This window comes from Pseudomonas sp. LAIL14HWK12:I7, assembly GCF_000483465.1.
Classification (GTDB): domain Bacteria; phylum Pseudomonadota; class Gammaproteobacteria; order Pseudomonadales; family Pseudomonadaceae; genus Aquipseudomonas; species Aquipseudomonas kermanshahensis.
Genome location: NZ_AXYZ01000026.1, coordinates 1 through 16,472, shown reverse-complemented (window position 1 = coordinate 16,472; position 16,472 = coordinate 1). Strand labels below are relative to the sequence as shown.

Genomic DNA, 16,472 nt, shown 5'->3' with positions numbered 1-16,472 from the left:
TACCACGACCCGAGATCGAGAATACGTCTTCGATTGGCATCAGGAACGGCTTGTCGATAGCACGCTCTGGCTCTGGGATGTAGCTGTCCAGAGTTTCAACCAGCTTCTTGACAGCGCTGGTGCCCATTTCGTTGTCGTCTTTGCCTTCCAGCGCCATACGAGCCGAACCAATGATGATCGGGGTGTCGTCGCCTGGGAAGTCGTAGGTGGACAGCAGGTCGCGAACTTCCATCTCGACCAGTTCCAGCAGCTCAGCGTCGTCTACCAGGTCAGCCTTGTTCAGGAAGACCACGATGTACGGAACGCCAACCTGACGGGACAGCAGGATGTGCTCACGGGTTTGTGGCATCGGACCATCGGCGGCCGAGCAAACCAGGATCGCGCCGTCCATCTGGGCAGCACCGGTGATCATGTTCTTCACGTAGTCAGCGTGACCTGGGCAGTCGACGTGAGCGTAGTGACGAATGTTCGAGTTGTACTCGACGTGAGCGGTGTTGATGGTGATACCGCGCGCTTTTTCTTCCGGAGCCGAGTCGATCTTGTCGAACTCAACGACTGCCGAACCGAAAACTTCGGAGCAGACGCGAGTCAGAGCTGCGGTCAGAGTGGTCTTACCGTGGTCAACGTGGCCGATGGTGCCGACGTTAACGTGGGGAAGGGAACGATCAAATTTTTCTTTAGCCACGACAGTGAACCTCTTGCCTAAAGGGGATTAGCCTTGTTTTTTAACGAGTGCTTCGACGATGTTCGACGGAGCTTCGGCGTATTTGGAGAATTCCATGGAGTAGCTTGCGCGACCCTGAGACATGGAACGAACGTCGGTCGCATAACCGAACATTTCTCCGAGCGGTACCTCAGCAGTGATTACCTTGCCGGACACCGAGTCTTCATTACCCTGGATCATCCCGCGACGACGGCTCAGGTCACCCATCACGTCACCCAGGTAGTCTTCCGGGGTTACAACTTCGACCTTCATGATCGGCTCAAGCACCACGCCACCGCCCTTCTGGGCCAGTTGCTTGGTCGCCATCGAAGCAGCGATTTTGAACGCCATTTCGTTGGAGTCGACGTCGTGGTACGAACCGTCGAATACCGTGGCCTTCAGGCCGAGCAGCGGATAGCCGGCAACAACGCCGTTTTTCATCTGCTCTTCGATACCCTTCTGGATCGGGGCGATGAATTCCTTAGGAATCACACCACCAACGACTTCGTTGGTGAAGACCAGACCTTCGGTGATGTTGCCCTTCTCGTCGACGTCCGGCTCCGAGAAACGGATCCAGCAGTGACCGAACTGACCACGACCGCCCGACTGACGAACGAACTTGCCTTCGATCTCGACGTTGGACTTGGTGATCTTCTCGCGGTACGAAACCTGAGGCTTACCGATGTTGGCTTCGACGTTGAACTCGCGCTTCATGCGGTCAACGAGGATGTCCAGGTGCAGCTCACCCATGCCCGAGATGATGGTCTGACCAGTCTCTTCGTCGGTCTTGACGCGGAACGACGGGTCTTCCTGGGCCAGTTTGCCCAGAGCGATACCCATCTTCTCCTGGTCAGCCTTGGTTTTCGGCTCTACGGAGAGCGAAATAACCGGCTCAGGGAAGTCCATACGCTCAAGGATGATTGGCTTGTCGGCGTTGCACAGGGTTTCGCCTGTGGTCACGTCCTTCATGCCGATCAGGGCCGCGATGTCGCCAGCGCGCACTTCCTTGATCTCTTCACGCTGGTTGGCGTGCATCTGCACCATACGACCAACGCGCTCTTTCTTGCCCTTGACCGAGTTGATGACGGAGTCACCGGAGGTCAGAACACCCGAGTAGACGCGAACGAAGGTCAGAGTACCCACGAACGGGTCAGTCGCGATCTTGAACGCCAGAGCCGAGAACGGCTCGTCGTCGTCAGCGTGACGCTCGTCTTTACGAACAGCCGGATCGTCTTTGTCCAGATCCTTGTCATCCGGGTTGATACCCTGGATTGCAGGAATCTCGGTCGGAGCAGGCAGGTAGTCGATGACGGCGTCGAGAACCAGGGGAACGCCCTTGTTCTTGAACGACGAACCGCAGACGGCCGGTACGATTTCGCTGGCCAGGGTGCGCGCGCGCAGACCGGCTTTGATCTCTTCGACGGTCAGCTCTTCGCCTTCCAGATACTTGTTCATCAGCTCTTCGCTGGCCTCGGCAGCCGCCTCAACCATGTTGGAGCGCCACTCTTCAGCCAGCTCCAGCATATCGGCAGGAATTTCTTCCTCGCGATAGGTGGTGCCTTTGTCGTCGTCGTTCCAGTAGATAGCCTTCATCTTGATCAGGTCGACCTGACCCTGGAAGTTATCTTCCGAACCGATGGCCAGCTGAACAGGAACCGGGGTGTGACCCAGACGGTTCTTGATCTGACCTACGACGCGCAGGAAGTTTGCACCGGCACGGTCCATCTTGTTCACGTAAACAACACGTGGAACGCCGTATTTGTTGGCCTGACGCCATACGGTTTCGGACTGAGGTTCAACGCCGGAGGTACCGCAGAACACAACGACCGCGCCGTCGAGTACGCGCAGCGAACGCTCTACTTCAATGGTGAAGTCAACGTGGCCAGGGGTATCGATGACGTTTACGCGGTAGTTGTCGTACTGACCAACAGAGCCCTTCCAGAAGGTAGTTACGGCAGCGGAGGTAATGGTAATACCCCGCTCCTGCTCCTGAACCATCCAGTCGGTGGTCGCGGCGCCGTCGTGCACCTCGCCCATCTTGTGGCTCAGGCCTGTGTAGAACAGGATCCGCTCGGTAGTGGTGGTCTTGCCCGCGTCAACGTGGGCACAGATACCAATGTTACGGTAGCGGTTAATTGCTGTAGTACGAGCCATAAAGCCCTCGCAAAATGATTGATGCTTGAATTAGAAGCGGTAGTGCGAGAACGCTTTGTTGGCTTCAGCCATACGGTGAACGTCTTCACGCTTCTTGACTGCAGCACCCTTGCCTTCAGCAGCATCCAGCAGCTCGCCAGCCAGGCGCAGAGCCATCGACTTCTCGCCGCGCTTGCGGGCGTAGTCTACGAGCCAGCGCATTGCCAGAGCATTACGACGGGATGGACGAACTTCAACCGGAACCTGGTAAGTGGCACCGCCGACACGACGGGACTTTACTTCGACCAGCGGAGCGATGGCGTCGAGAGCTTTCTCGAAGATTTCCAGGGGGTCGCTGTTCTTGCGCTCTTTGACCTTGTCCAGTGCACCGTAAACGATGCGCTCGGCCACGGCCTTCTTGCCGCTTTCCATCACGTGGTTCATGAACTTGGCGAGGATTTGGGATCCGTATTTAGGATCGTCCAGAATCTCACGTTTTGCTGCTACACGACGTCTTGGCATGATAAGCCCTCAAACGGTCTTCAGGTTAGCCCGGGACGTGGGTCTTCGACCCCTGCCCGACCTTACTCTTATCGACTCAAAAAAATGGATGGGTGCAAACGACCGATTACTTCGGACGCTTGGTACCGTACTTCGAACGACCCTGGTTACGGCCTTTAACGCCCGAAGTATCCAGAGAGCCGCGAACGGTGTGGTAACGAACACCTGGCAAGTCTTTTACACGGCCGCCACGGATCAGGACGACGCTGTGCTCTTGCAGGTTGTGGCCTTCACCGCCGATGTACGAGGAAACCTCGAAACCGTTGGTCAGACGCACACGGCAAACTTTACGCAGTGCCGAGTTAGGTTTTTTCGGCGTGGTGGTGTACACGCGGGTGCACACGCCACGACGTTGCGGGCAGTTCTGCAGCGCAGGAACGTCGGACTTCTCGACCGAACGCTTACGCGGCTGACGTACCAGCTGGTTGATAGTTGCCATCTACTAGCTCCACTGATTGTCTTGCGACTCTATTGTCTTGCAAGAAAGCCAAAAATTGGCGAGACGGAGCCTCACCAAATTTAAGGGTACAAAAGTCTACGGAGGATCTTGCACCCAGTCAAGACGAGGCCCCGGCCCTCCCCGCCCGGTCATCGGCAACAATTCATGTCGACGATGGCCGTTCGGGGCTTGCCGGGGCCCTGCCCTGTACTTAGTTACCGCTGGAATTCAGCGCTTCGGTCAGTGCGGCTTCCACCTCACTGGCGCTCACACGCAGCGGTTTGTCGGCATCACGGCGGCGCTTGCGCTCGCTGTGGTAAGCCAGACCAGTACCGGCCGGGATCAGACGACCCACGACCACGTTCTCTTTCAGGCCGCGCAGGTAATCGCGCTTGCCGGTGACGGCCGCTTCGGTCAGTACGCGGGTGGTTTCCTGGAAGGAAGCCGCGGAGATGAACGATTCGGTCGACAGCGACGCCTTGGTGATACCCAGCAGCACACGCGAGAACTTCGAGATGAACTTGTCTTCGCTGGCGAGACGCTCGTTCTCGACCAGTACGTGAGTCAGCTCCATCTGGTCGCCCTTGATGAAGCTGGAATCACCCGACTCGGCGATCTCGACCTTACGCAGCATCTGACGCAGGATGGTCTCGATGTGCTTGTCGTTGATCTTAACGCCTTGCAGGCGGTAAACGTCCTGGATCTCGTTGACGATGTACTTGGCCAGCGCGCTCACACCCAGCAGACGCAGGATGTCGTGCGGATCGCTCGGGCCGTCGGAGATAACTTCGCCGCGGTTTACCTGTTCGCCTTCGAAGACGTTCAGGTGGCGCCACTTCGGAATCAGCTCTTCGTACGGATCGCTACCGTCGGTCGGCGTAATGACCAGACGGCGCTTGCCTTTGGTCTCTTTACCGAACGCGATGGTGCCGCTGACTTCAGCCAGAATCGAGGCTTCTTTCGGACGACGCGCTTCGAACAAGTCGGCAACGCGCGGCAGACCACCGGTGATGTCACGGGTCTTCGACGTTTCTTGCGGGATACGCGCGATAACGTCACCAACACCGATCTGTGCACCGTCAGCCACACCAACAAGGGCGTTGGCCGGCAGGAAGTACTGAGCCGGTACGTCGGTACCTGGCAGGTACAGGTCCTTGCCGTTGGCATCGACCATCTTGATTGCCGGACGGATTTCCTTGCCTGCGGCAGGGCGATCCTTGACGTCCAGAACTTCGATGTTGGTCAAACCAGTCAGTTCGTCGGTCTGACGCTTGATGGTGATGTTTTCTTCCATGCCCACGAAGGTCACGGTACCTTTCAGCTCGGTAACGATCGGGTGGGTGTGCGGGTCCCACTTGGCGACGATGGCACCAGCTTCGACCTTGTCACCTTCCTTGACCGAAATGACCGCACCGTAAGGCAGCTTGTAACGCTCACGCTCACGACCGAACTCATCGGCAATGGCCAGCTCGCCGGAACGCGATACGGCAACCAGGTTGCCATCGGCGCGCACGACCTGCTTCAGGTTGTGCAGACGAACCATACCGCCGTTCTTCACCTGGACGCTGTCGGCAGCCGAGGTCCGGCTTGCAGCACCACCGATGTGGAACGTACGCATGGTCAGCTGGGTACCCGGCTCACCGATCGACTGTGCAGCGATAACGCCGACAGCTTCACCGATGTTCACCTGGTGACCACGAGCCAGGTCACGACCGTAGCACTTGGCGCAGATACCGTAGCGGGTTTCGCAGTTGATCGGCGAACGCACGATAACTTCGTCGATGCTGTTCAGCTCGATGAACTCGACCCACTGCTCGTCAACCAGGGTACCGGCTGGGACGATGACGTCCTCGGTGCCTGGCTTGAACACGTCACGGGCAATGACACGGCCCAGTACGCGCTCACCCAGCGGCTCGACAACGTCACCGCCTTCGATGTGCGGAGTCATCAGCAGGCCGTGGTCGGTGCCACAGTCGATCTCGGTCACGACCAGATCTTGCGCCACGTCTACCAGACGACGCGTCAGGTAACCGGAGTTCGCAGTTTTCAGTGCGGTATCCGCCAGACCCTTACGAGCACCGTGAGTCGAGATGAAGTACTGGAGTACGCTCAGACCTTCACGGAAGTTCGCGGTGATCGGCGTCTCGATGATCGAGCCGTCCGGCTTGGCCATCAGACCACGCATACCGGCCAGCTGACGGATCTGTGCTGCGGAACCCCGCGCACCCGAGTCAGCCATCATGTACATCGAGTTGAAGGACTCTTGCTCGACTTCCTTGCCCTCGCGGTCGATGACCTTCTCTTTCGAGAGGTTGGCCATCATCGCCTTGGACACTTCGTCGTTCGCCTTCGACCACAAGTCGATGACCTTGTTGTACTTCTCGCCCTGGGTTACCAGGCCGGAGGCGTACTGGCTCTCGATTTCCTTCACTTCGTCGGTAGCAGTACCGATGATGCGGGCTTTTTCGTCCGGGATAACGAAGTCGTTAACACCGATCGAAACGCCGGAAATGGTCGAGTAGGCAAAGCCGGTGTACATCAGCTGGTCAGCGAAGATGACGGTCTCTTTCAGACCAACCACGCGGTAGCACTGGTTGATCAGCTTGGAGATCGCTTTCTTCTTCATCGGCTGGTTGACCACGTCGTACGGCAGACCTGCCGGTACAACCTGGAACAACAGCGCACGGCCGACGGTGGTGTCGACGATGCGGGTGTTCTTGGTGACGGAGCCATCACGGTCATTCACGGTCTCGTTGATACGGACCTTGATTTTCGCGTGCAGGGCAGCTTCGCCGGCGCGGAATACGCGGTCGACTTCTTGCAGGTCTGCGAATACGCGACCTTCGCCCTTGGCGTTGATGGCTTCACGGGTCATGTAGTACAGACCCAGTACAACGTCCTGCGACGGAACGATGATTGGCTCACCGTTGGCTGGCGACAGAATGTTGTTGGTCGACATCATCAGCGCGCGCGCTTCGAGCTGGGCTTCCAGCGTCAGCGGCACGTGAACGGCCATCTGGTCACCGTCGAAGTCGGCGTTGTACGCCGCACAGACCAACGGGTGCAGCTGGATCGCCTTACCTTCGATGAGCACAGGCTCGAACGCCTGGATGCCCAGACGGTGAAGGGTCGGTGCACGGTTGAGCAGTACGGGGTGTTCGCGGATGACCTCGGCGAGAACGTCCCACACCTCTGGCAGCTCGCGCTCGACCATCTTCTTGGCAGCCTTGATGGTGGTCGCCAGACCACGCATTTCCAGCTTGCCGAAAATGAACGGCTTGAATAGCTCGAGGGCCATTTTCTTCGGCAGACCGCACTGGTGCAGACGCAGGGTCGGGCCTACGGTAATTACCGAACGACCGGAGTAGTCCACGCGCTTACCGAGCAAGTTCTGACGGAAACGACCTTGCTTACCTTTGATCATGTCAGCCAGGGACTTCAGCGGACGCTTGTTCGAGCCAGTGATGGCGCGACCGCGACGGCCGTTGTCCAGCAGGGCGTCGACCGCTTCCTGCAGCATGCGCTTTTCGTTGCGCACGATGATGTCCGGCGCCGACAGATCGAGCAGGCGCTTCAGACGGTTGTTACGGTTGATCACCCGACGATACAGGTCGTTCAGGTCGGAGGTCGCGAAGCGGCCGCCATCCAGCGGTACCAGCGGACGCAGGTCCGGCGGCAGTACTGGCAGGACGGTCAGGACCATCCACTCAGGCAGGTTGCCCGAGCCCTGGAAAGCTTCCATCAGCTTAAGGCGCTTGGACAGCTTCTTGATCTTGGTTTCCGAGTTGGTCTGCGGAATCTCTTCACGCAGGCGACCGATCTCGTGCTCCAGGTCGATAGCGTGCAGCAGCTCGCGGACAGCCTCGGCACCCATGCGGGCGTCGAAGTCGTCACCGAACTCTTCCAGCGCTTCGAAGTACTGCTCGTCGTTCAGCAGCTGGCCTTTTTCAAGGGTGGTCATGCCTGGGTCGATAACGACGTAGCTCTCGAAGTAGAGAACGCGCTCGATATCACGCAGGGTCATGTCCATCAGCAGGCCGATACGGGACGGCAGCGACTTCAGGAACCAGATGTGGGCAACCGGCGAGGCCAGTTCGATGTGCGCCATGCGCTCACGACGAACCTTGGCCAGGGCAACTTCAACGCCGCACTTCTCGCAGATCACACCGCGGTGCTTGAGGCGCTTGTACTTGCCGCACAGGCACTCGTAGTCCTTGACTGGGCCAAAGATCTTGGCGCAGAACAGGCCGTCACGCTCAGGTTTGAACGTACGGTAGTTGATGGTTTCCGGCTTCTTAACTTCACCGAACGACCACGAACGGATCATTTCAGGCGACGCCAGACCGATGCGGATGGCGTCGAACTCTTCGACTTGACCCTGGTTTTTCAGCAAATTCAGTAGGTCTTTCAAGGCCTTTCCTCCTGGCGGAGCAGGAAGCGGGCATTACCTGCCCCGCTCCCCTTCGCGTCACGTGTTATTCGGTTTCCAGATCGATATCGATACCGAGCGAACGGATCTCTTTGATCAACACGTTGAAGGACTCGGGCATGCCCGGCTCCATACGGTGATCGCCATCCACGATGTTCTTGTACATCTTGGTACGGCCGTTCACGTCGTCCGACTTCACTGTGAGCATTTCTTGCAGGGTGTATGCCGCGCCGTATGCTTCCAGCGCCCACACTTCCATCTCCCCGAAACGCTGACCACCGAACTGCGCCTTACCACCCAGCGGCTGCTGGGTAACCAGGCTATAGGAACCAGTGGAACGCGCGTGCATCTTGTCGTCCACCAAGTGGTTCAGCTTGAGCATGTACATGTAACCAACGGTCACAGGACGCTCGAACTTGTTGCCGGTACGGCCATCGAACAGCACCATCTGGCCGCTTTCTGGCATGTCTGCCAGTTTCAGCATGGCCTTGATCTCGCTTTCCTTGGCACCGTCGAAGACTGGGGTAGCCATAGGCACGCCCTTCTTCAGGTTGTTCGCCAGGGCAAGGATCTCTGCGTCGGTGAACTCTTCCAGGCTTTCCTGACGACCGCCGATCTCGTTGTAGATCTCGGTCAGGAACACGCGCAGCTCAGCGGCTTTGCGCTGCTCTTCGAGCATCCGGTCGATCTTCTCGCCCAGGCCTTTGGCCGCGAGGCCCAGGTGGGTTTCAAGGATCTGACCAACGTTCATACGCGAAGGTACGCCCAGTGGGTTCAGTACGACGTCGACCGGAGTACCGTTGGCGTCGTGCGGCATGTCTTCGACCGGCATGATCACCGAGACCACACCTTTGTTACCGTGACGGCCTGCCATCTTGTCGCCCGGCTGGATGCGGCGGCGGATAGCCAGGTAGACCTTGACAATCTTCAGTACGCCCGGTGCCAGGTCGTCGCCTTGCTGCAGCTTGCGCTTCTTGTCTTCGAACTTGTCGTCCAGCAGACGACGGCGATCGACGATGTAAGCCTGAGCCTTTTCCAGCTGTTCGTTCAGCGCGTCTTCGGCCATGCGCAGTTTGAACCACTGGCCGTGCTCCAGACCGTCCAGTACTTCGTCAGTGATCACGGTGCCTTTCTTCAGGCCCGCACCACCGTCGACCACTTGGCCGTTCAGGGCGGAACGCAGACGCTCGAAGGTTGCACCTTCGACGATACGGAACTCTTCGTTGAGGTCCTTGCGGATCTCGTCCAGCTGCATCTTCTCGATGGCCAGGGCGCGGCTGTCGCGCTCAACGCCGTCACGGGTGAAGACCTGGACGTCGATGACAGTACCCTTGGTGCCGGTTGGTACACGCAGGGAGGTGTCTTTAACGTCGCTTGCCTTCTCACCGAAGATGGCACGCAGCAGCTTCTCTTCCGGCGTCAGTTGGGTCTCGCCTTTCGGAGTGACCTTACCAACCAGAATGTCGCCAGCGCCGACTTCGGCACCTACATAAACGATACCGGCTTCGTCCAGCTTGTTCAGCGCAGCTTCACCCACGTTCGGGATGTCTGCGGTAATTTCCTCTGGGCCAAGCTTGGTGTCACGCGCCACACAGGTCAGTTCCTGAATGTGGATCGTGGTGAAGCGATCTTCCTGAACCACACGCTCGGACAGGCAGATGGAGTCTTCGAAGTTGAAGCCGTTCCACGCCATGAACGCGATGCGCATGTTCTGACCCAGTGCCAGTTCACCCATATCGGTGGACGGGCCGTCGGCCATGATGTCGTGACGCTTGACCACATCACCTTTGCTGACCAGCGGACGCTGGTTGATGCAGGTGTTCTGGTTCGAACGGGTGTATTTGGTCAGGTTGTAGATATCTACACCTGCTTCACCGGTTTCGACTTCGTCATCGGCAACACGCACGACGATACGGCTGGCATCGACCGAGTCGATCACGCCGCCACGACGAGCCACGACGCAGACGCCGGAGTCACGGGCAACGTTGCGCTCCATGCCGGTACCTACCAGCGGCTTGTCAGCGCGCAGGGTCGGTACAGCCTGACGCTGCATGTTCGAACCCATGAGTGCACGGTTGGCGTCGTCGTGCTCGAGGAACGGAATCAGCGACGCTGCGACCGAAACAACCTGCTTCGGCGAAACGTCCATCAAGGTGACGTCTTCTGGCGCCTTGACGGTGAATTCGTTCAGGTGACGAACCGCTACCAGCTCATCGATCAGCTGCTTCTTCTCGTTCATCGCAGCCGAAGCCTGGGCGATGACGTGATCCGCTTCTTCAATGGCCGACAGGAACACGATGTCGTCGCTGACCACGCCTTCCTTCACCACGCGATACGGGCTTTCGAGGAAGCCGTACTGGTTGGTGCGGGCATAGGCTGCCAGGGAGTTGATCAGACCGATGTTCGGACCTTCAGGGGTCTCGATCGGGCACACACGGCCGTAGTGGGTCGGGTGTACGTCACGGACTTCGAAGCCAGCACGCTCACGGGTCAGACCGCCAGGGCCGAGTGCAGAAACGCGGCGCTTGTGGGTGATCTCGGAGAGCGGGTTGTTCTGGTCCATGAACTGCGACAGCTGGCTGGAACCGAAGAACTCTTTCACCGCCGCCGCTACCGGCTTGGCGTTGATCAGGTCTTGCGGCATCAGGCCTTCGCTTTCGGCCATCGACAGACGTTCCTTGACCGCACGCTCAACGCGCACCAGGCCAACACGGAACTGGTTCTCGGCCATCTCGCCGACACAACGTACGCGACGGTTACCCAGGTGGTCGATGTCGTCGACGATGCCTTTGCCGTTACGGATGTCGACCAGGGTCTTGAGGACCTCGACGATGTCTTCCTTGCTCAGCACGCCCGAACCTTCGATCTCGGTACGACCGATACGACGGTTGAACTTCATGCGGCCTACGGCGGACAGGTCGTAACGCTCGGCGCTGAAGAACAGGTTGTTGAACAGGGTCTCGGCAGCATCCTTGGTTGGCGGCTCGCCTGGACGCATCATGCGATAGATTTCGACCAGGGCTTCCAGCTGGTTGCTGGTGGTGTCGATCTTCAGGGTGTCCGAGATGAACGGACCGCAATCGATGTCGTTGGTGTACAGGGTCTCGATACGGACGACCTGTGCCTTGGCGACCTTGATCAGCAGCTCGGTGGTCAGCTCGGTGTTGCACTCGGCCAGGATCTCGCCGGTAGCCGGATGCACGATAGCCTTGGCGGTGGTGCGGCCCAGGACGTATTCCATAGGAACGTCGAGCTGCTTGACGCCGGCTTTCTCGAGCTGGTTGATGTGGCGTGCAGTGATGCGGCGACCCTGCTCGACAATGACCTTGCCGGTTTCGTCATGGATGTCCATGACCGCAACTTCACCACGCAGACGCTGAGGTACCAGTTCCAGGCTGAGTTTTTCGCCGGAAACGTGGAACACGTTGGTGGTGTAGAAGGTGTTCAGAACCTCTTCGGTGCTGTAACCCAGTGCGCGCAGCAGTACCGAGGCCGGCAGTTTGCGGCGACGGTCGATACGCACGAACACGCAGTCCTTCGGGTCGAACTCGAAGTCCAGCCAGGAGCCGCGGTAAGGGATGATGCGAGCGGAGTACAGCAGCTTGCCGGAGCTGTGCGTCTTGCCACGGTCGTGGTCGAAGAACACACCAGGCGAACGGTGCAGCTGGGAAACGATCACACGCTCGGTACCGTTGATTACGAAGGTACCGTTCTCAGTCATCAGGGGGATTTCACCCATGTAGACTTCTTGCTCTTTGATGTCCTTGATCGCTTTGTTCGACGATTCCTTGTCGAAGATGATCAGGCGCACCTTGACCCGCAGTGGGACCGCGAAGGTCACGCCACGCAGGACACATTCCTTCACATCGAAGGCGGGTTCGCCCAGGCGATAGCCTACGTACTCCAGGGCAGCATTGCCGGAGTAGCTGATGATCGGGAATACCGATTTGAAGGCCGCGTGCAGGCCGACGTCGCGGAACTGATCCTTGGATGCTCCCGCTTGCAGGAATTCGCGATACGAATCCAGCTGGATGGCCAGGAGGTAAGGCACATCCATGACGTCCGGCAACTTGCTAAAGTCCTTGCGGATACGTTTTTTCTCAGTGTATGAGTAAGCCATCAGCGTTCCCCAGCTTGGTCACCTGCTTGTTTGGCTTCTCCCGGCGGGAGCAGCCAGAAAATCGTGCAAACCCCTTGGTTTGCGCCACCCACATGGGTGTCTTGCAGCTCGTTATCGGGGCCGATCTGATCGGCCACCAATAACGGAAAAAGGCCGGTGGCATAAGCCACCAGCCATCAGCCTTGTGCTCAACGCTCAGGCTGGCATCGCAAAGTCGAAATTACTTCAGCTCGACTTTAGCGCCTGCTTCTTCCAGCTTCTTCTTAGCGTCTTCAGCGGCTTCTTTCGAAACGCCTTCAGCTACGACCTGAGGAGCGCCGTCGACTTTCTCTTTGGCTTCTTTCAGGCCCAGACCGGTCAGTTCACGAACGGCCTTGATCACGTTTACTTTCTTCTCGCCGGCTTCAACCAGAACAACGTTGAACTCGGTTTGCTCTTCAACAACGGCAGCAGCAGCAGCTGGGCCAGCAGCGGCAACAGCAGCGGTAACGCCGAAGGTTTCTTCCATAGCTTTGATCAGCTCAACAACTTCCAGAACGGTTTTCTGGCCGATTGCTTCGATGATTTGCTCGTTAGTCAGGGACATGACTTAAATCCTGTATTGGGGTGACAGCCTTCGCAGCCATCAAATTAAACAAATGATTTTGAAAGAGGTTACGCCGCCTTAGGCAGCAGCAGCTTCTTTCTGGTCGCGAACGGCCGCCAGAGTACGAGCCAGCTTGCTGGTGGCGCCTTGAATCACGCTCATCAGACGTGCGATAGCTTCGTCACGGGTCGGCAAGGTAGCCAGTACATCGATCTGGTTGGCGGCAATGAATTTGCCGTCAAACGCAGCTGCCTTGATCTCGAACTTGTCCTGACCCTTGGCGAACTCTTTGAACAGACGAGCAGCAGCGCCCGGGTGTTCGTTGGAGAAAGCGATCAGGGTCGGGCCAGTGAAGGCGTCGTTGAGGACACTGAATTCAGTATCGGCAACAGCGCGCTTGAGCAGGGTGTTACGTACGACACGTACGTAAACGCCAGCTTCACGAGCCTCTTTACGGAGTCCGGTCATTGCGCCTACAGTCACACCACGGGCATCAGCCACGACAGCGGACAGAGCGACTTTGGCAGCCTCGTTGACTTCAGCGACGATGGCCTTCTTGTCTTCGAGTTTAATTGCCACGGGTTTACTCCTGGTTTCTACCGTTTCATCTGGCCGAAGCCGGATGTCGTTTTGGTGTCTGATTCGATAACGAATCGGGAGCACCATCTGCGTAGGCTTGTGGTTTAAGGCTTGCGCCGCCTACGGTCTTGGATAGCCCCCGCCAGGCAGGGACCCCAATTTTTTGCTGGCGGCGCGACACGTCGCACCGCCATGGCCTTACGCGTTCAGCGAACCCTGGTCGATGACCAGGCCTGGGCCCATAGTGGTGCTCAGGGTAACGCGCTTGACGTAGATACCTTTCGAAGAAGCTGGCTTGATACGCTTCAGATCAGCGATCAGGGCTTCAACGTTTTCCTTCAGCTTGCCAGCTTCGAAGCCGACTTTGCCAACGGAGGTGTGAATGATACCGTTCTTGTCGGTACGGTAGCGAACCTGACCAGCCTTGGCGTTTTTGACAGCGCCGGCTACGTCTGGAGTCACAGTACCCACTTTCGGGTTAGGCATCAGGCCGCGAGGACCCAGAACCTGACCCAGCTGACCAACAACGCGCATGGCATCAGGCGATGCGATGACGACGTCATAGTTCAGGTCGCCGGCTTTCATTTCTGCAGCCAGATCGTCCATACCTACACGGTCAGCGCCGGCAGCCAGAGCGGCCTCAGCAGCTGGACCCTGGGTGAAGACGGCAACGCGTACGGTCTTGCCAGTGCCGTGTGGCAGCACAGTAGCGCTACGAACGACCTGGTCGGATTTACGCGGGTCAACGCCGAGGTTGACGGCAACGTCGAAGGATTCACTGAACTTCACGGTGGACAGTTCGGCCAGCAGCACTGCTGCTTCTTCGAAGTTGTAAACTTTGCCAGCTTCGATTTTCGAAGCAATGGCCTTTTGGCGCTTGGTCAGCTTAGCCATTACACACCCTCCACGTTCAGGCCCATGCTGCGGGCAGAGCCAGCGATGGTGCGTACAGCAGCGTCCAGGTCAGCAGCGGTCAGATCAGCCTGTTTAGTCTTGGCGATCTCTTCGAGCTGAGCACGGGTCACGGTACCGACTTTAACGGTGTTCGGACGAGCCGAACCACTGGTCAGGCCAGCAGCTTTCTTCAGCAGAACCGAGGCAGGGGTGCTCTTGGTCTCGAAAGTGAAGCTACGGTCGCTGTAAACAGTGATGATCACAGGAGTCGGCAGGCCGGCTTCTTGACCCTGAGTACGGGCGTTGAAGGCCTTGCAGAATTCCATGATGTTCACACCGTGTTGGCCCAGTGCTGGACCAACGGGTGGGCTTGGGTTGGCCTGGCCGGCCTTAACTTGCAGCTTGATGTAAGCCTGAATCTTCTTAGCCATGAGCTACTCCAAAATCGGGTACAAACGCCAGATGGCTCCCCGGATGACTTGCGTTTTATCCCAGTGACGACAAAACCCCGCAGCACACAGGGCTGCGGGGTATGGGATGCTTCGTTCGCCTAGACCTTCTCGACCTGGCTGAACTCGAGCTCCACCGGAGTAGAGCGACCGAAAATGAGCACCGCCACCTGGAGGCGACTCTTTTCGTAGTTAACCTCTTCGACACTGCCATTGAAGTCAGCAAACGGACCGTCAATGACACGAACCACTTCACCTGGCTCGAACAGCGTCTTCGGCTTCGGCTTGTCGCTGCCGTCGGCAACGCGACGCAGGATAGCCTCAGCTTCTTTATCAGTGATTGGCGCAGGCTTGTCTGCGGTACCACCAATAAAGCCCATCACACGAGGGGTATCCTTGACCAAGTGCCAAGTCCCTTCGTTCATCTCCATCTGGACCAGAACATAGCCAGGGAAGAATTTGCGCTCACTTTTGCGCTTTTGGCCGTTACGCATTTCAACGACTTCTTCGGTCGGAACCAGAATTTCGCCGAAACCGTCTTCCATGCCAGCCAGCTTGACGCGCTCGATCAGCGAGCGCATCACATGCTTCTCGTAACCCGAGTAAGCATGCACTACGTACCAACGCTTAGCCACGGGACACCCTTAGCCAACAATCAAGGAGACCGCCCAGCCGAGCAGGGAATCAAGACCCCACAACAGCAGCGCCATAACCAGAACTACAGCCACGACAATCAGCGTGGTCTGAGTGGTTTCTTGGCGGGTCGGCCACACGACTTTACGGATCTCGGTACGAGCTTCCTTCGCCAGCGCAAAGAACGACTTACCCTTCGCAGTCTGCAAGGCAACAAAGCCAGCAGCCGCAGCCAGGGCGAGCAATGCGAGTACGCGATACAGGATTGGGGAGGCGGAGTAATACTGATTACCCACGACGCCAACAACCACCAAAGCAACTACAGCCAGCCACTTGAACAGATCAAAACGCGATTCTTGGGCTTCAGTTTTGGGAGTCATCGGGGAGGATCCTGTGAGAAGAAAGCCAATCACACCGAGGTGAATGGCAGGTCAGGAGGGAATCGAACCCCCAACCTACGGTTTTGGAGACCGTCGCTCTGCCAATTGAGCTACTGACCTGTAACGCTGTATCAGGCCGGCCATTATACCGGCCTGATCAAGTAAATCAACTACTTATTCAATAATTTTTGCTACGACGCCGGCGCCGACGGTACGACCGCCTTCACGGATAGCGAAGCGCAGACCGTCTTCCATTGCGATGGTCTTGATCAGAGTGACAGTCATCTGAATGTTGTCACCTGGCATTACCATTTCAACGCCCTCCGGCAGTTCGCAGTTACCGGTCACGTCAGTGGTACGGAAGTAGAACTGAGGACGGTAGCCTTTGAAGAACGGAGTGTGACGGCCGCCTTCTTCCTTCGACAGGACGTAGACTTCTGCGGTGAACTTGGTGTGCGGCTTGACCGAACCTGGCTTGACCAGAACCTGGCCACGCTCAACGTCGTCACGCTTGGTACCACGCAGCAGAACGCCGCAGTTCTCGCCAGCACGACCTTCGTCCAGCA

Annotated in this window: 14 protein-coding genes and 1 tRNA gene; all 15 read right to left on the bottom strand. The window is 57.8% G+C overall.

Translation table 11 applies throughout. From position 1 onward, the window contains the following. A partial coding sequence (locus tag D886_RS0119330; RefSeq protein WP_027595472.1) for a GTP-binding protein occupies window positions 1–685 on the bottom strand: 685 nt, incomplete at its 3' end. A 27-nt stretch (window positions 686–712) separates the two neighbouring features. Further along, window positions 713–2,857, bottom strand: coding sequence for an elongation factor G (gene fusA, locus D886_RS0119325; RefSeq protein WP_027595471.1), 2,145 nt, complete (start codon window positions 2,855–2,857; stop codon window positions 713–715). Window positions 2,858–2,887: 30 nt separating this feature from the next. Further along, a complete protein-coding gene (rpsG, locus tag D886_RS0119320; RefSeq protein WP_008089143.1) occupies window positions 2,888–3,358 on the bottom strand; it encodes a 30S ribosomal protein S7 in 471 nt (156 codons plus the stop codon). Between the two features lie 106 nt (window positions 3,359–3,464). Continuing rightward, on the bottom strand, window positions 3,465–3,836 hold the full coding sequence (rpsL, locus tag D886_RS0119315) for a 30S ribosomal protein S12 (RefSeq protein ID WP_003255492.1): 372 nt from the start codon (window positions 3,834–3,836) through the stop codon (window positions 3,465–3,467). A 211-nt stretch (window positions 3,837–4,047) separates the two neighbouring features. Beyond that, the gene (gene rpoC / locus D886_RS0119310) at window positions 4,048–8,247 is read right to left on the bottom strand and encodes a DNA-directed RNA polymerase subunit beta' (protein ID WP_027595470.1); all 4,200 of its coding nucleotides are present in this window, start codon (window positions 8,245–8,247) and stop codon (window positions 4,048–4,050) included. Window positions 8,248–8,311: 64 nt separating this feature from the next. Then, on the bottom strand, window positions 8,312–12,385 hold the full coding sequence (rpoB, locus tag D886_RS0119305) for a DNA-directed RNA polymerase subunit beta (RefSeq protein WP_027595469.1): 4,074 nt from the start codon (window positions 12,383–12,385) through the stop codon (window positions 8,312–8,314). Then, a complete protein-coding gene (locus tag D886_RS28240) occupies window positions 12,385–12,555 on the bottom strand; it encodes a hypothetical protein (protein ID WP_155951450.1) in 171 nt (56 codons plus the stop codon). The genes rpoB and D886_RS28240 overlap by 1 nt, the downstream gene beginning before the upstream one ends. A gap of 50 nt (window positions 12,556–12,605) precedes the next feature. Beyond that, entirely contained in the window at window positions 12,606–12,971 is a 366-nt protein-coding gene (rplL, locus tag D886_RS0119295) for a 50S ribosomal protein L7/L12 (protein ID WP_007957596.1), read from the bottom strand. Between the two features lie 78 nt (window positions 12,972–13,049). After that, the gene (rplJ, locus tag D886_RS0119290) at window positions 13,050–13,550 is read right to left on the bottom strand and encodes a 50S ribosomal protein L10 (protein ID WP_027595468.1); all 501 of its coding nucleotides are present in this window, start codon (window positions 13,548–13,550) and stop codon (window positions 13,050–13,052) included. A gap of 198 nt (window positions 13,551–13,748) precedes the next feature. Then, window positions 13,749–14,444 carry a 50S ribosomal protein L1 gene (gene rplA / locus D886_RS0119285; protein WP_027595467.1) on the bottom strand — a complete coding sequence of 232 codons (696 nt, stop codon included), beginning with the start codon at window positions 14,442–14,444 and terminating at the stop codon, window positions 13,749–13,751. After that, on the bottom strand, window positions 14,444–14,875 hold the full coding sequence (gene rplK, locus D886_RS0119280; protein WP_027595466.1) for a 50S ribosomal protein L11: 432 nt from the start codon (window positions 14,873–14,875) through the stop codon (window positions 14,444–14,446). Before rplK ends, rplA begins: the two co-directional genes overlap by 1 nt. A gap of 119 nt (window positions 14,876–14,994) precedes the next feature. After that, window positions 14,995–15,528, bottom strand: coding sequence for a transcription termination/antitermination protein NusG (nusG, locus tag D886_RS0119275; protein WP_003255501.1), 534 nt, complete (start codon window positions 15,526–15,528; stop codon window positions 14,995–14,997). 9 nt (window positions 15,529–15,537) lie between these two features. Then, on the bottom strand, window positions 15,538–15,906 hold the full coding sequence (gene secE, locus D886_RS0119270) for a preprotein translocase subunit SecE (RefSeq protein WP_027595465.1): 369 nt from the start codon (window positions 15,904–15,906) through the stop codon (window positions 15,538–15,540). Between the two features lie 44 nt (window positions 15,907–15,950). Continuing rightward, window positions 15,951–16,026 (bottom strand) — tRNA-Trp (locus D886_RS0119265). Between the two features lie 54 nt (window positions 16,027–16,080). Beyond that, the coding region (locus D886_RS27125) for an elongation factor Tu (RefSeq protein ID WP_033694226.1) at window positions 16,081–16,472 on the bottom strand (392 nt) is incomplete at its 5' end.

Excerpts from the sequence above, each read along its gene's own strand:
- rplA (WP_027595467.1), bottom strand. The coding sequence starts at position 14,444 with ATGGCTAAGCTGACCAAGCGCCAAAAGGCCATTGCTTCGAAAATCGAA.
- rpsL (WP_003255492.1), bottom strand. The coding sequence starts at position 3,836 with ATGGCAACTATCAACCAGCTGGTACGTCAGCCGCGTAAGCGTTCGGTC.
- secE (WP_027595465.1), bottom strand. The coding sequence starts at position 15,906 with ATGACTCCCAAAACTGAAGCCCAAGAATCGCGTTTTGATCTGTTCAAG.
- rplK (WP_027595466.1), bottom strand. The coding sequence starts at position 14,875 with ATGGCTAAGAAGATTCAGGCTTACATCAAGCTGCAAGTTAAGGCCGGC.
- rpoB (WP_027595469.1), bottom strand. The coding sequence starts at position 12,385 with ATGGCTTACTCATACACTGAGAAAAAACGTATCCGCAAGGACTTTAGC.
- rplL (WP_007957596.1), bottom strand. The coding sequence starts at position 12,971 with ATGTCCCTGACTAACGAGCAAATCATCGAAGCAATCGGCCAGAAAACC.
- rpsG (WP_008089143.1), bottom strand. The coding sequence starts at position 3,358 with ATGCCAAGACGTCGTGTAGCAGCAAAACGTGAGATTCTGGACGATCCT.
- fusA (WP_027595471.1), bottom strand. The coding sequence starts at position 2,857 with ATGGCTCGTACTACAGCAATTAACCGCTACCGTAACATTGGTATCTGT.